General features: G+C 70.6%; 15 protein-coding genes. 6 read left to right on the top strand and 9 right to left on the bottom strand.

The genetic code is table 11. From position 1 onward, the window contains the following. Positions 1–19 precede the first annotated feature (19 nt). The 3 genes from pafA to rfbA all read right to left on the bottom strand — a co-directional run bounded on the left by pafA (position 20) and on the right by rfbA (position 2,962). On the bottom strand, positions 20–1,378 hold the full coding sequence (gene pafA / locus AB0M35_RS25100; protein ID WP_363748315.1) for a Pup--protein ligase: 1,359 nt from the start codon (positions 1,376–1,378) through the stop codon (positions 20–22). Positions 1,379–1,451: 73 nt separating this feature from the next. Next, positions 1,452–2,066, bottom strand: coding sequence for a dTDP-4-dehydrorhamnose 3,5-epimerase family protein (locus AB0M35_RS25095; RefSeq protein ID WP_363748314.1), 615 nt, complete (start codon positions 2,064–2,066; stop codon positions 1,452–1,454). After that, positions 2,063–2,962, bottom strand: coding sequence for a glucose-1-phosphate thymidylyltransferase RfbA (gene rfbA, locus AB0M35_RS25090; RefSeq protein WP_363748312.1), 900 nt, complete (start codon positions 2,960–2,962; stop codon positions 2,063–2,065). Before rfbA ends, AB0M35_RS25095 begins: the two co-directional genes overlap by 4 nt. Positions 2,963–3,043: 81 nt before the next feature. Between rfbA and rfbB the strand changes: the two genes are divergently transcribed. The 6 genes from rfbB to AB0M35_RS25060 are packed head-to-tail and all read left to right on the top strand — an operon-like array spanning position 3,044 to position 8,323. Further along, positions 3,044–4,045: a dTDP-glucose 4,6-dehydratase gene (gene rfbB / locus AB0M35_RS25085; protein WP_363748310.1), complete on the top strand. Its 1,002-nt coding sequence runs from the start codon at positions 3,044–3,046 to the stop codon at positions 4,043–4,045. Further along, complete coding sequence (gene rfbD / locus AB0M35_RS25080) at positions 4,042–4,926, top strand: dTDP-4-dehydrorhamnose reductase (protein WP_363748309.1); 885 nt, start codon at positions 4,042–4,044, stop codon at positions 4,924–4,926. The genes rfbB and rfbD overlap by 4 nt, the downstream gene beginning before the upstream one ends. Continuing rightward, complete coding sequence (locus tag AB0M35_RS25075; RefSeq protein WP_363748307.1) at positions 4,923–5,303, top strand: DUF2304 domain-containing protein; 381 nt, start codon at positions 4,923–4,925, stop codon at positions 5,301–5,303. The genes rfbD and AB0M35_RS25075 overlap by 4 nt, the downstream gene beginning before the upstream one ends. After that, positions 5,296–5,997 (top strand): glycosyltransferase family 2 protein, encoded by a 702-nt coding sequence (locus tag AB0M35_RS25070; protein WP_363748305.1) that lies wholly within the window; start codon positions 5,296–5,298, stop codon positions 5,995–5,997. The genes AB0M35_RS25075 and AB0M35_RS25070 overlap by 8 nt, the downstream gene beginning before the upstream one ends. Continuing rightward, positions 5,994–7,298 carry a polysaccharide biosynthesis protein gene (locus AB0M35_RS25065; RefSeq protein WP_363748304.1) on the top strand — a complete coding sequence of 435 codons (1,305 nt, stop codon included), beginning with the start codon at positions 5,994–5,996 and terminating at the stop codon, positions 7,296–7,298. Before AB0M35_RS25070 ends, AB0M35_RS25065 begins: the two co-directional genes overlap by 4 nt. Continuing rightward, positions 7,295–8,323 (top strand): glycosyltransferase family 2 protein, encoded by a 1,029-nt coding sequence (locus tag AB0M35_RS25060; protein ID WP_363748302.1) that lies wholly within the window; start codon positions 7,295–7,297, stop codon positions 8,321–8,323. Before AB0M35_RS25065 ends, AB0M35_RS25060 begins: the two co-directional genes overlap by 4 nt. A 167-nt stretch (positions 8,324–8,490) precedes the next feature. Here the strand turns inward: AB0M35_RS25060 and prcA are convergent, their stop codons facing one another. The 6 genes from prcA to AB0M35_RS25030 form a co-directional block, all read right to left on the bottom strand. Then, positions 8,491–9,321, bottom strand: coding sequence for a proteasome subunit alpha (gene prcA / locus AB0M35_RS25055; RefSeq protein ID WP_363748300.1), 831 nt, complete (start codon positions 9,319–9,321; stop codon positions 8,491–8,493). Positions 9,322–9,384: 63 nt separating this feature from the next. After that, the gene (gene prcB / locus AB0M35_RS25050; protein ID WP_363748298.1) at positions 9,385–10,224 is read right to left on the bottom strand and encodes a proteasome subunit beta; all 840 of its coding nucleotides are present in this window, start codon (positions 10,222–10,224) and stop codon (positions 9,385–9,387) included. Next, positions 10,143–10,325 (bottom strand): endonuclease domain-containing protein, encoded by a 183-nt coding sequence (locus tag AB0M35_RS25045; RefSeq protein ID WP_327027100.1) that lies wholly within the window; start codon positions 10,323–10,325, stop codon positions 10,143–10,145. Before AB0M35_RS25045 ends, prcB begins: the two co-directional genes overlap by 82 nt. A 176-nt stretch (positions 10,326–10,501) precedes the next feature. Beyond that, positions 10,502–10,717 carry a ubiquitin-like protein Pup gene (locus AB0M35_RS25040; RefSeq protein ID WP_013734319.1) on the bottom strand — a complete coding sequence of 72 codons (216 nt, stop codon included), beginning with the start codon at positions 10,715–10,717 and terminating at the stop codon, positions 10,502–10,504. Positions 10,718–10,836: 119 nt separating this feature from the next. Continuing rightward, the gene (gene dop, locus AB0M35_RS25035) at positions 10,837–12,354 is read right to left on the bottom strand and encodes a depupylase/deamidase Dop (RefSeq protein ID WP_363748295.1); all 1,518 of its coding nucleotides are present in this window, start codon (positions 12,352–12,354) and stop codon (positions 10,837–10,839) included. A gap of 110 nt (positions 12,355–12,464) precedes the next feature. Next, positions 12,465–14,438, bottom strand: a complete 1,974-nt coding sequence (locus AB0M35_RS25030) for a hypothetical protein (protein WP_363748293.1) — start codon at positions 14,436–14,438, stop codon at positions 12,465–12,467. Positions 14,439–14,566 lie beyond the last annotated feature (128 nt).

Below are 14,566 nucleotides of genomic sequence, written 5' to 3'. Positions count from 1 at the left end.
ACGGGCCCGGTGCAGCCGGTCACATGCTGGCGATCAGCCGCTCCACCCGCTCGTCGTACGCGCGGAACGGGTCCTTGCAGAGCACGGTGCGCTGCGCCTGGTCGTTGAGCTTCAGGTGCACCCAGTCGACGGTGAAGTCCCGCCGCTTCTCCTGGGCGTGGCGGATGAACTCCCCGCGCAGTCGGGCCCTGGTGGTCTGCGGCGGCGTCTCCTTCGCCTCGAAGATCTCCGGGTCGGTGGCCACCCGGTCCACGTCGCCGCGCCGTTCCAGCAGGGCGTAGAGCCCTCGGCCCCGACGCAGGTCGTGGTAGGCGAGGTCCATCTGTGCCACCCGGGGATGCGACAGCGGCAGGTCGTGCTTGCGCTGGTAGCGCTCGATCAGCCGCAGCTTGGTCACCCAGTCGATCTCCCGGGAGACCGGCTCCAGGTCGCCGGTCTCCACCGCCCGCAGCACCCGGCCCCACAGCTCGACCACCCGCTTGGCGGCCTGGTCGCCACCCCGACGCTCGACGAACTCGGTCGCCTTGGCGAGGTATTCCTGCTGGATCTCCAGGGCGCTGATCTCCTTGCCCGAGGCCAGCCGCACCTTGCGTCGACCGGTGATGTCGTGCGAGACCTCCCGGATGGCCCGGATCGGGTTCTCCAGGGTGAGGTCGCGCATCACCACCCCGGCCTCGATCATCCGCAGCACAATGTCGGCGGTGCCGACCTTCAGCAGCGTGGTGACCTCGTTCATGTTGGAGTCGCCGACGATGACGTGCAGTCGGCGGTACCGCTCGGCGTCGGCGTGCGGCTCGTCGCGGGTGTTGATGATCGGACGGCTGCGGGTGGTGGCCGAGGAGACCCCCTCCCAGATGTGCTCGGCGCGCTGGGACAGGCAGTACACGGCGCCGCGTGGGGTTTGCAGCACCTTGCCGGCGCCACAGATCAACTGCCGGGTGACCAGGAACGGGATCAACACGTCGGCCAGCCGGCCGAACTCCCCGTGCCGGGAGACCAGGTAGTTCTCGTGGCAGCCGTACGAGTTGCCGGCCGAGTCGGTGTTGTTCTTGAACAGGTAGATCTCGCCCGCGATGCCCTCGTCGTGCAGCCGCTTCTCCGCGTCGACGAGCAGCCCTTCCAGGATGCGCTCACCGGCCCGGTCATGGGCCACCAGGTCGATCACCGAGTCGCATTCCGGAGTGGCGTACTCCGGGTGCGAGCCGACGTCCAGGTAGAGCCGAGCGCCGTTACGCAGGAAGACGTTGCTCGACCGGCCCCAGGACACGACCCGGCGGAAGAGGTACCGGGCTACCTCGTCAGGGGACAGCCTGCGCTGTCCGCGGTAGGTGCAGGTGACGCCGTACTCGGTCTCCAGACCGAAGATTCGCCGTTCCATGATGAGACATTAGCCGTACGGAGCCCCGATTCGTCACTGTCGTGACACGTAGGCTGTGCCGCGCCGCAACCTCTCACCACCCGCCGGGCGCCTCGGTGTCCCGACCGGCGGCGTGACGCCGGCACGTCGCGTGCTCCGGCAGCAGCCCTGCGGCGCGTACCTGCGCCAGACTCGGTGCGACGGCGTCGCGGCCGGACAGCAGCGGCGTGCTGGTCGGCCACTCGATGCCCAACTCCTCGTCCAGCGGGTTGATCGCATGCTCGATCGCGGGGTCGTAGGTGGTCGAGCAGAAGTAGCTCAGGGTGGCGTCGTCGGTCAACGCGCAGAAGCCGTGACCGAGCCCTTCCTCCAGGTACACCGCCCGCCGGTCCACGTCGTCGAGGCGCACGCTCTCCCATTGGCCGAAGGTGGGCGAGCCGACCCGGATGTCCACCACCACGTCCAGCACCGCGCCGCGTACACACGTCACGTACTTCGCCTGCCCGGGTGGCACGTCGGCGAAGTGGATGCCGCGCACCACATGGCGGGCGGAGACCGACAGGTTGCCCTGGGCCAGCCGCAACGGACGCCCGACCGCCTCGGCGAGCCGGTCGAAGCGGTACCACTCCAGGAACAGCCCCCGGGAGTCACCGTGCTGCTGCGGCGTGATCTCCCACGCACCCTCGATGCCAAGCGGACGCAGCTTCACCGCACCTCCCCCGGGTTGATCAGCTCATGACGCTCGCCGATGAGCAGGTCGAGCAGATAGTCGCCGTAGCCACTGCTGGTCAACGGCTCGGCCAGGGCACGCAGTTGGTCGTCGTCGATCAGCCCGGCCCGCCAGGCGACCTCCTCGATACAGCCGATCTTCATGCCCTGCCGTTCCTCGATCACCCGGACGAACTCGGCGGCCTGCATCAGCGAGCTGAAGGTGCCGGTGTCCAGCCAGGCGGTGCCCCGGTCCAGGACGGTCACCGACAGTTCACCCCACCGACGGTACGCCTCGTTCACCGCGGTGATCTCCAGCTCGCCCCGGTCGCTGGGGGTGAGGCCGCGAGCGATCTCCACCACTCGGTTGTCGTAGAAGTACAGGCCGGGTACGGCGTACCGGGACTTGGGCTTCTCCGGCTTCTCCTCGATCGACAGCACTTGACCGTCCGGGTCGAAGTGCACCACTCCGTACGCCTGCGGGTTCGCCACCGGATAGGCGAAGATCCGTCCGCCGACCGGGTCACCGGCGCTGGCGAGCTGCCGGCCCAGGCCGACGCCGTGGAAGATGTTGTCGCCCAGGATCAGCGCCACCCCCTCGTCGCCGATGAAGTCGGCGCCCAGCACGAACGCCTGGGCGATGCCCTCCGGCCGGGGCTGGGCGACGTACTCCAGCCGCAGCCCGAACTGGCTGCCGTCACCGAGTAGGCGCTGAAACTGCTGTTGCTCCTGCGGCGTGGTGATCACCAGGATCTCGCGCACCCCGGACATCACCAGAGTGGACAACGGGTAGTAGATCATCGGCTTGTCGAACACCGGCATCAGCTGCTTCGACACCGCCCGGGTGATCGGCCACAGCCGGGACCCGGTCCCACCGGCAAGCAGAATTCCACGCACTCGGGGAGCCTACCGGTAGGTCGCAGATGCAGCACGCGGGCGGAGGTCGGGTCCGGGTGTTTCGCGTAGACTTTCGGACCCGTGAGGATCCTGGTCACCGGCGGCGCCGGCTTCATCGGTTCCGAGTACGTCCGCATGCTGCTGGGCACGCCCGCAGGCAGCGCCGAGGGGGTGCCCGCGGTGCAACCGTCGCGGGTGACCGTGCTCGACGCGCTGACCTATTCGGGCAATCGCGCCAACCTGGCGGCCGTGGCGGATGATTCTCGATTGCGGTTTGTCCAGGGTGACATCCGTCACCCTGAGGTGGTCGACGAGGTCGTCGCGGGGCAAGACGTCATCGTGCACTTCGCTGCCGAGTCGCACGTCGACCGTTCGATCTCCGGCGCCGAGCCGTTTGTCAGCACCAACGTGCTGGGTACGCAGACGCTGCTCGACGCCGCGCTGCGGCATGGGGTACGCCGGTTCGTGCACGTGTCCACCGACGAGGTGTACGGCTCCATCGACCAGGGCTCGTGGACCGAGGACTGGCCGTTGGCGCCGAACTCGCCGTACTCGGCGTCGAAGGCCGGTTCCGACCTGCTGGCGCTGGCCTACCACCGCACCCACGGCCTGGACGTGGTGGTGACCCGCTGCTCCAACAACTACGGCCCGTACCAGTACCCGGAGAAGGTCATCCCGCTGTTCGTCACCAACCTGCTCGACGGCCGGTCCGTGCCGTTGTACGGCGACGGCGGCAACGTGCGCGACTGGCTGCACGTGCACGACCACTGTCGGGGCGTGGCGATGGTCCAGCAGCGCGGGCGGGCCGGTGAGGTGTACCACATCGGCGGCGGCACCGAACTGACCAACAAGGAGCTGACCGGCCGGCTCCTGCAAGCCTGTGGCGCCGACTGGGACCGGGTCACCCCGGTGGCCGACCGCAAGGGCCACGACCGCCGCTACTCGCTGGACATCAGCAAGATCAACAAGGAACTCGGGTACGCGCCCACCATCAGCCTCGATGACGGGCTCGCCGAGACCGTGGCCTGGTACCGGGACAACCGCTCCTGGTGGGAACCGCTGAGAGAGGCCCCGACCGAATGAGAATCCTGGTGACCGGCGCCGGTGGGATGCTCGGGCGGGACGTGGTCGACGTGCTCGCCGGTCATCCCGAACACACGGTGACCGCTGTCACCCGGACGCAGCTCGACATCACCGACGCAGCCGCCGTCTCCGCCGTGGTGGCCGGCCATGACGTGGTGGTCAACACCGCCGCGTGGACCGACGTCGACGGTGCCGAGCGGGACGAGACGGCGGCGACCACGGTCAACGGTGCCGCGGTGGCCCATCTCGCCACCGCCTGCGCCACCCACGGCGCCCACCTGCTGCACGTCTCCACCGACTACGTCTTCGCCGGCGACGCCGACACCCCCTACTCCGAGGACGCGCCGACCGCGCCGATCAACGCGTACGGTCGCAGCAAGCTCGCCGGGGAACAGGCCGTGCGCCGGCTGCTGCCCGAGTCCGGCCACGTGGTGCGTACCGCCTGGCTGTACGGCGTGCACGGCCGCAACTTCGTCACCACCATGCTCGCGCTGGCCGAGCAGCGCGAGTTCCTCGACGTCGTCGACGACCAGCGCGGCCAACCCACCTGGTCGTACGCGCTGGCCGGGCAGTTGGTCGCGCTCGCCGAGGCGGCCCGGGCCGGCCGGGCCCGACCCGGCACCTACCACGGCACCTGCTCCGGCGAGACGACCTGGTACGGCCTGGCCCGGGCGGTGTTCGCGCTGCGTGGGCTCGACCCCGACCGGGTCCGACCCACCACCAGCAGTCGGTTTCCGCGTCCCGCGCCGCGACCGGCGTACAGTGTGCTAGGGCACGGTCGCTGGGCCGAGGCCGGCCTGGCACCCCTGCCGGACTGGCACACCACGCTGGTCGAGGCATTCACCCCTGCCGCTTCACCCTCCCCGTGGAAGGTCGCATGAAGCTCACCCTGGTCACCGGCCTGACCGGACTCGTCCTGCTGGCCACGATCGTCGAGCTGCTGCGACGGCGGCAGCTGCGGGAGAAGTACGGCATGCTCTGGCTCGGGCTGCTGTTCGTGGTGATCCCGCTGTCGCTGTTCCCCCGGCTGCTCGACGGGGTGGCCGACCTGCTCGGCGTGGCCTCCGGCGTCAGTCTGGTGCTCTTCCTCGGCATCGTCTTCCTCCTGCTGGTCTGCATCCACCTCAGCTGGGAGGTCAGTGCACTGGAGGAGGAGACCCGGACACTTGCCGAGGAGTTCGCCCTGCTCCGCGCCGAGGTCGAGGCCGACCGGGTGGAGCGCGCCGACCGGGCGGAACTGGTGAGCCGCGATGGTTAACGGCAAACGACTACTCGTCATCATCCCGGCACTCAACGAAGCCGGCTCGATCGCCGACGTGGTCCGCGAGATCCGGGGCGAACTGCCCGGCGTGGACGTGCTGGTCGTCGACGACGGCTCGGCCGACCGGACGGCCGCCGTCGCCGCCGCCGCCGGTGCCCGCGTCGCCCGGCTGCCGTACAACCTCGGCGTCGGCGGGGCGATGCGGCTGGGCTACCGCTACGCACACGACCACGACTACGACGTCGCGGTGCAGATCGACGCCGACGGGCAGCACGACCCCCGGTACGTGCCGAAGCTGGTCGACCTGCTCGACGACTACGACCTGGTGATCGGGGCACGGTTCGCCGGCGAGGGCGACTACGCCGTACGCGGGCCCCGCCGCTGGGCGATGGGCATGCTGTCGGTGGTGCTCTCCGGTCTGGCCGGCACCACACTGACCGACACCACCTCCGGCTTCCGGGCCGCCAACCGTCGGATGATCGAGATGTTCGCCCGCTGGTACCCAGCGGAGTACCTCGGCGACACGGTCGAGACGCTGGTGCACGCCGCCCGCCGGGGCTACCGCATCCAGCAGGTCCCGGTGGCGATGCGGCGGCGGATGGCCGGCACCCCCAGCCACTCCCCCGCCAAGGCGATGATCTACCTCGGGCGCGCGCTGGCCGTACTCACCCTGGCGCTCATCCGCCGGTGATCCGCCGACTGCTCCGCCTCGTCCCACCCGGCACCCTTCCCGTCGGGGCCGGGCTGGCCCTGGTGGGCCTGGCCTCGTACGTCCACCTCGCGGGCGCCGGGCACACCCTGACCGCCGGTGACTACTCGTCACTGTCGGTGCTGTGGTCGATCGTCTTCACCGTCGGCATCGGCGTTTTCCTGCCGGTCGAGCAGGAGGTCGCCCGGCTCGTCGCCGCCCGTCGTACCCGTGGCCTGCCGCCGGGGCCGGTGCTGGCGCGGGGCGCTACCGTCGCCGCCGCCGTGCTCGCCCTGCTCGTCCTGGCCGTCACCGCCGCCACGGGCACCCTCGCCGATCGCCTCTTCGCCGGCGACCGTGCCATGGTGACCGCGTTGACCGGTGCCCTGGTCGCCCTGGCTCTGGCGCACACCACCCGTGGTGTGCTCTCCGGGCTGGGGCAGTTCAACTGGTACGGCGCCCAACTCGGACTCGACGGCGGGCTACGCATCGGGGCCGTCGCCGCGCTCGCCGTGGCCGGCGTCGACTCACCCGTGGCGTACGCCCTGGTGCTGGTCGCCGCGCCACTGCTGGCGGTCGCACTGACCGCCCCGCCGGTCGTGCGGGCCGTCGGCGGCGGGACGCCGGTGCCCTGGCCGCCGCTGCTGCGCGGCCTGGCCCTGCTCACCGCCTCCAGCCTGCTGTCGCAGGTCGTGGTCAACGTCGGCGTGATCAACGTACGGCTGCTGGCCCCGGCCGACGTCGCCACCGCCGGGGCGCTGTTGTCGGCGCTGGTCCTGGTCCGCATCCCACTGTTCGTCTTCGGCTCGATGCAGGCCGCCCTGCTGCCCGGCCTGTCCACCGCCGCCGCCACCGACGACGAGGCGGCCTTCGGCAGCCTGCTGCGTCGCGCCCTGGCGGTCGTCACCGCGTTGGGAGTCGGCGGCGGTGTGCTGACCGTGCTGCTCGGGCCGTGGCTCGTGCGGGCCCTCTTCGACGCCCCGGAGATCCTCGGCCACGGCGACTTCGCCTGGCTCGCCCTGGCCACCCTGGCGTACCTGTGGGCGATGGTGCTCGGCCAGGCGCTGCTGGCCCGCGACCGGCACCGCGCGCAGGCCCTGGCCTGGATCCTCGGCGTCGCCGCACTGGTCGCCGCCACCCTGGCCCCGCTGCCCGTCGCGCTGCGGGTCGAACTCGGCTACACCGTGGGCTCCGTGGTGGTCACCGCCGCCATGATCGCCCTGCTGCGGCGCCGCCGCGAATCCCCACCGCATCCGCCTGTCGCGGTGGCCATGCCCGCGACCACCCCCGGAGGAACCCGATGAGCCCGCCCCGCGTGACCGTGGTGATGCTCGCCTACGGCGCCGAGCCCTGGCTGGTCGACGCCGCACAGGCAGTGCTGGCCAGCACCGGCGTCGACGTGGAACTGGTGGTGGTCGACAACGGTTGCACCGGCGACGGCATCGACGTGGTCAAGGGACTGCCCGGCGTACGGGTGATCCGCCCGGAGCAGAACACCGGGTTCTCCGGCGGCTGCAACCTCGGCGCCGCCGAGGCCGGCGGCGACTGGCTGGCCTTCGTCAACTCCGACGCGGTGGTCACCCCCGACGCGCTCGCCAAGGTCACCGCGGTGGCCGCCGAGCCCGGCGTGGGTGCGGCGATGGCCTCCATCCGGCTCGCCGACAACCCCGATCTGATCAACACCTCGGGCAACCCGCTGCACTTCACCGGCCTGTCCTGGGCCGGTGGCAACGGCGAGCCGGCCGACGCTCACGCCCGCCGCACCGTCGTACCGTCGCTCAGCGGCTGCTGCTTCGTGATCAGCCGGGAGCGCTGGAAGGAGTTGGGCGGCTTCGCCACCGAGTACTTCGCCTACCACGAGGACACCGAACTCAGCCTCCGGCTGTGGCAACGTGGCCTACGGCTGGAGTACGTGCCCGACGCGGTGGTCCGCCACCACTACGAGTTCTCCCGCAACGCCCTCAAGCTCTACCTGGTCGAACGGAACCGGCTGATCACCCTGCTCACCACGTACCAGGGACGAACGCTGGCGCTGCTGGCACCGATGCTGCTGCTCACCGAGGCCGCCATGCTCGCCGCCGCGCTGGCCGGGGGTTGGGGCCGGCAGAAGGTACGCGGCTGGTCCTGGCTGTGGCAACACCGCAACTGGGTACGCGCCCGCCGCCGACAGTTGCAGGCCGAACGCACCGTCGGCGATCGGGCGCTCGCCGACCTGATCACCGCCCGGGTGGCACCGTCGAACGTGGACGCCCCACCTGGGATGGGCGTGTTCAACGCCATCGCCGCCGCCTGGTGGGCCCTGGTCCGCCCACTGCTCGCCCGCCGCTGACCCGGCCCGGCCCGGCAGGCCGAGTCCGGGCGTACAGCGCGGGCTTCGGTGGGCGTTGCGCCGAGCAGGTACGCCGACAAAGGATGCGGCGCCCGGCAGCAGAAAGCTGCCGAGCGCCGCGCAGAGCGTGGCCAGGCCGAGTCGGGCCGGCCGGACCGGGTGAGGGGTCAGGCCTCCGACGGGTTGCCGGGCTTGTCCTCCAGGTCGGCCGAACCCGCCGAGGTGGTCGGCTTGTGGGCCTCCTCGGTCGGCGTGGTCGGAGTCTTCGCCCGCTCCTCGTCGGCAGCCTCACCCGTCGCGCCGCCGTCGAGCAGCGCGGTCAGCGCCGCTCCGGTGATCCGCCGGAAGGTACGCCCCACCCGGCTGCGGTCCAGGACCGCCACCTCCAGCTGGTTGGCGGCGATCGTCCGGGCGGCACCACCCTCACCACCGACGCTGCTCAGCGCCTGCACCGCCACCTTCACCGCATCGCCGAGCGACATGCCCGGCTGGTGGTGCGACTTCAGCACCCCGGCGATCGCCTCGGACTGGCCGCCCATCGCCATCCGGCCGGGCTCGTCGTTGACCGAGCCGTCGTAGGTGAGCCGGTACAGCGAGTCCTCCTCCGGCGTGGCCCCCACCTCGGCCACGCAGATCTCCACCTCGAACGGCTTGGACTGTTCGGTGAAGATGGCGCCGAGGGTCTGCGCGTACGCGTTGGCCAGGGCCAGACCGGTGACGTCGCGCCGGTCGTAGCTGAGCCCGTTGAGATCGGCCATCCGCACCCCGGCGCGGCGCAGATTCTCGAACTCGTTGTACTTGCCGACGGCGGCGAACCCGATCCGGTCGTAGATCTCACTGACCTTGTGCAGGGTGCTGGAGAGATTCTCCGCAACGAAGAGGACCCCGCCGGCGTAGCTCAGGACCACCGCGCTGCGTCCCCGGGCGATGCCCTTGCGGGCCAGCTCGGAACGGTCGCGCATGATCTGTTCGGGCGAGGCGTAGAACTGCATGGCCACGGCGGCGGCTCTCCTTCAGGCGCTGTGCTGGGCAACTGCGATCAGGTGGGATGCGGGATCGGCTCAACCGCCCGGGTTTTCCATCCGGCCGGCGACGACGCTCTCGGCGATCGCCGACGTCTCCGCGTCGGTCAGCCGGTGCGTCCCCTCCGCCGTCGCGGTCATCACCACCGGGTAGATCCGCCGGGTCAGGTCCGGGCCACCGGTGGCGGTGTCGTCGTCGGCGGCGTCGTAGAGTGCCTCCACCGCCAACCGCACCGCGTCGTCGATCGACAGGCCGGCCCGGAACCGCTTCTTCAACGCCGACCGGGCGAACAGCGAACCCGAGCCGATCGCGTCGTAGCCGGTCTCCTCGTACGGGCCGCCGGTGACGTCGAAGCTGAAGATCCGACCGGCTCGGACCGGGTCCTTGGCGGCCAGGTCGAACCCAGCGAACAGCGGGATCACCGCAAGCCCCTGCATCGCGGCACCGAGGTTGCCCCGGATCATCGAGGCGAGACGGTTGGCCTTGCCGTCGAGCGAGAGCATGGCGCCCTCGATCTTCTCGTAGTGCTCCAACTCCACCTGGAACAGTCGCATCAGCTCGATGCCGATGCCGGCGGTGCCGGCGATGCCCACCAGCGAGTACGCGTCGGCCGGGTGCACCTTCTCGATGTCCCGCTGGGCGATCAGGTTGCCCATGGTGGCCCGCCGGTCGCCGGCCATCACGACGCCACCGGCCGCGGAGATGGCCACGATCGTGGTGGCATGTGGGGCCAGGTCGGCGGCCATACCCGGGGGCAGCGGCCGGCGGCCGGGCAGCATCTCGGGGGCAACCTTGCTCAGAAACGACGTGAAGGAGGACGTCCCCGCGTTGGTGAACACATCTGGTAGACGCCCGGATGGATCAAAACCCGCTGCCACGTGGTTCCTCTCAGGTACGTGATGGCCCTGGCCAGCCTCGTGGGACTGTCACGGAACTGGCCAAGACCACCGTTACAGTTGAAGCAGAGTATCCCGCGCACCCACCCGGTGGCATGATCGTGGTCCACATGTTCCGGATCGAGGTCAGGCTTACCCGCCGAGACTCCTGCTCAGGGCCATCGGCTCCACGCGGGCGTGCGGTAGCGGCGCGCCGCACGGGGTGGGCGCGGCAGGGTCTCCGTCCGCCGGCCACCAACCAGCGAAACGGACATATAACCTACTGGCCGCCCTTCTGGACGTATCCCCTCACGAATTCTTCGGCGTTCTCCTCAAGGACGGAGTCGATCTCGTCGAGCAGGTCGTCGACGTCCTCGGTGATCTCGGCGTGCCGCTCGGCGACCTCTGGGTTCGCCTCGACGGTGACGTCCTCGACCTCTTCGCCCTGACGGGACTTGCCCGACTGCGACTGACCGCCGCTGTCACGAGTGGCCACTACTGCCTCCTCCACGATCTCCCTGCGATGAACTTACCTCGCGGGAGCGACGAAACACCCACGCGCGCCGGTACGCAAAACCCAGCACGCCACGACATCCCCACCGGCGGGGCGGGCACTCAGCCGCCGGTCAGGCTCTCCAGCAGGTCCTTGGCGCTGGCGCACCGGTCGAACAGCGCACCGACATGCGCTCTGGTGCCGCGCTCCGGCTCCATCATCGGTACCCGCACCAGCGACTCCCGGCCGACGTCGAAGATGACCGAATCCCAACTGGCGGCGACCACCTCCGAGGCGTACTGCGCCAGGCAGCGGCCGCGGAAGTAGGCACGGGTGTCCTCCGGCGGCTCGGTCATCGCCGAGCGGCTCTCCTCGTCGCTGAGCAGCGTCTTCATCGCGCCCCGGGAGACCAGCCGGTGGTAGAGCCCCTTCTCCGGGCGGACGTCGGAGTACTGGAGGTCGACCAGTTGGAGCTTGTGCGCGCCCCAACCGAGCTTCTCCCGCTCCCGGTAGCCCTCCAGCAACCGCAGCTTGGCCACCCAGTCGAGTTCGTCGGCGCAGAGCATCACGTCGCGTCCGAGCCGGTCCAGCACGGACTCCCACCGGTCCAGCACGTCGGCGGTCTGCTCGTCGACGTCACTGCCGTAACGGTCCTCGACGAACGCCCGCACCCGCTCCAGGTACGCCCACTGCACGTCCAGCGCGGTCAGCCGGCGCCCGTCTCGCAGCCGCATCCGGTGGGTCAGCGACGGATCGTGGCTGACGGCACGCAGTTCACCGACCGGGTCGGCGATGCCGAGGTCCGAGCCGAGCGCCTTCTCCTCGATCATCGTCAGGATCAGCGCGGTGGTGCCGATCTTGAGGTACGTGGAGATCTCCGAGAGGTTGGCGTCACCGATGATGACGTGCAGCCGGCGGTACTTGTCGGCGTCGGCGTGCGGCTCGTCCCGGGTGTTGATGATCGGCCGCTTGAGGGTGGTCTCCAGCCCCACCTCGACCTCGAAGAAGTCGGCACGCTGGGAAATCTGGAAGCCGCTCTTGCCACCGTCCTGGCCGATGCCGACCCGGCCGGCGCCACAGACGATCTGACGGGTCACGAAGAACGGGGTCAGGTACGCCACGATGTCGGCGAACGGCGTCTGCCGTCGCATCAGGTAGTTCTCGTGGGCTCCGTAGCTGGCGCCCTTGTTGTCGGTGTTGTTCTTGTAGAGGTGGATCGGCGCCGTGCCGGGAATGGTGGCGGCCCGTCGCGCCGCCTCCGCCATCACCCGCTCCCCCGCCTTGTCCCAGCGGACGACATCACGCGGGTTGGTGACCTCCGGTGTGGAGTATTCGGGGTGCGCGTGGTCCACGTAGAGCCGCGCACCGTTGGTGAGGATCACGTTGGCCAGCCCGAGGTCCTCGTCGGCGAGTGCCTCGGCCGGGTCGTAGACCGCGCCGGAGTAGGTGAAGCCCCGGGCATCGCGCAGCGGCGATTCCTCCTCGTAGTCCCAGCGCGCCCGACCGCCCCGGTTCAGTTCCGGGCGGGCGCCGTAGGCGTTCACCACCTGGGACGAGGTGACCATCGGGTTGGCCCCGGCCTGACCGGGCACGGAGATGCCGTACTCGACTTCGGTGCCCATGATCCGTCTTACGCTCATCGACCTACCCGCTTCGCTTGCCCGACCGATCCCCGTCACCTCCGAGCGTAGTCCGAAGGCGGGGCGACGGGGGCGTGCCGTGACGGTCGGTGTGCCGCGGATCGGACGAATCAACTCGGCGGATCATCGATAATCATCGTCTCGACGGTCACCCGGTCGGCCAGCTCAGGCACGGCCCGCAGGATTCTGTTGGCCCGTACCCGGGCCCCGTCGGTGACCGCCACCAGCCGGATCTCACCGGGCACCCGGTGCAGCATCTGCCAGGTCCGGCCCGGTTCGATGAAGACCATGTCGTAGATGCCGTCCTCGGTGCCGGCGGTGGTGCCCTGCAAGGTGGAGACGCAGATGTTCGCCAGATAGGACTGGTACGGCCGGCGGTCGAGGATGAGCGTGGTGACACCGTCGACGGCCGGGTACCGCTGGTGGGCCTGCTCGCACACCACGGCGGCCCGGCCGGGCTGGTCGACGTCCTGGTGGACCCAGCGCTGCGCCCAGCTCTGCGGCGTGACCACGAGCAGACTGCGGTGCCAGCCGGTGACCCCGACGAACCAGACGGTGGCGACGGCGACCGTGACGGCGGTGAGCCCGGCAACGGCCGTGCGCACCGGGCGGCCCCGGGTCGGCACCGGCAGCAGCCGCACCACCGCGGCGGTGCCGATGATGAGCAGCACGGTGGTGAGGTGACCGGCCTTGTTGAAGTAGTAGCCGGCCTGGCCGCCGAGACTGATGCTGGCCTGGCCGATGGCCAGGGTGAGCGCCACGCTGACCAGCAGTACGAACAGCCAGCGCCGCCAGGCCGGATCGGCCCGGCCGATCCGTACGGCGTGCACCAGCAGGGCGGGTACCACGAACGCGCCGATGCCGCCGAGGGCGAGCCAGGTCTCGGTCAGGTCCGGCCCGACGGTGGCGGCCAACGACTCGGTCTGGTTGGCGCGGAACACGCCGAGCAGGATCGGCACCGGGGCGAGCACCGCGGTGGCCAGGCCGACGACGAGTGCGGTGCCGCGTAGGCGGCGCACCTCGCGATGCCGCAGCAGCAGCGCCCCGAGGACGAGGACGACGGCGGCGGGCAGGAACAGGTAGTAGGTGTAGCCGATGCCGACGAGCAGGGCACCGAGCAGCAGAAGATGTTCCCGGGGTGCGCCGACCGGCCGGGCCACGAGCACGGCGAGCACGACGGTGAGGGTCAGTCCGAGCGTCTCGGTGGGATACCCGGACAGCAGCATCCGGGGCAGCTGGCTGCCGAGGACGAGGGCGCCGACCACGACGGTGAGCACGAGGCGGCTCAGCGGGTGCAGTGGGCCGGGCAACCGCTGTGCGGCCCAGAGCAGGGCAAGGACCAGCAGACCGAAGCTGGCGAGGTTCCACCAGAGGAACGGCTCCACGGCGGCCACCCCGGCCGGTCCACCGCCGGGCGGGGTGCGGTGACCGTCGAGCAGGGCGACGAGCAGGTGCCAGCCCTGCGGGTAGTGGACGAGTGCGGAGAACAGGTCGTCGCGGACGGCGGCGGGGTCGACGAAGAGGTAGCCGCCGTGCCTACCGATGACGTCGACCAGGCTCAGGTGCCGCAGGTAGTCCTCACCGCGGTGGAGGATGCTGAGCCGGCCGCCGAAGTCGCCAGCGCGCAGCAGGGGTTGGGCGAGGTACCAGAGCAGCCCGGTGGTGCCGAGGACGGCAAGCAGGTCGGGCCAGGCCGGGCGCGGCAGGGTGGGACGCCGACCGGTCGCCAGGGCGGTCAACACGAGGGCGGTGAGGGCAGTGCCGCTGACGGCGACCGGATCCATGCCCCAGGGCCAGACCGCGAAGAGCAGACCGGCCGCGGTGGTGAGGCAGATCAGCAGGACGGTGGCCAGCAACAGCCGGTCGAGCATCGTACGGCCGCCGCGCAGCAGGCTGGCGGTGGCGAGCAGCACCAGCGGGGGCAACACCCAGCGGGCGTCGAGGGCGACTGCGGCGAGCGGCAGCAGCCAGGCCGCCGGCAGAGCGGCCAGCACGGCGAGGTTGCGTCGACGGTACGGCTTGCCGGGGCCGGCGATCGTGGGCGGGGCGACCGGCGGGGCCATGGTGCTCTGCTCGGCGGGCACGCGAAATCCTTGGATACGAGGAGGGATGTCCGGAGTCTAACCGTGCCGCCCGGTCTGTGCTGGGCGTGGCGCGGAGCCACGCGCAGGCGCAGGGCCCGTGACAGTGTCGTCACGGGCCCTGCGCCTGC

This window comes from Micromonospora sp. NPDC051196, from assembly GCF_040682415.1.
GTDB lineage: Bacteria > Actinomycetota > Actinomycetes > Mycobacteriales > Micromonosporaceae > Micromonospora.
Note: the sequence above shows the minus strand (reverse complement) of the source record. Positions and strands in the feature narration are given on the sequence as shown.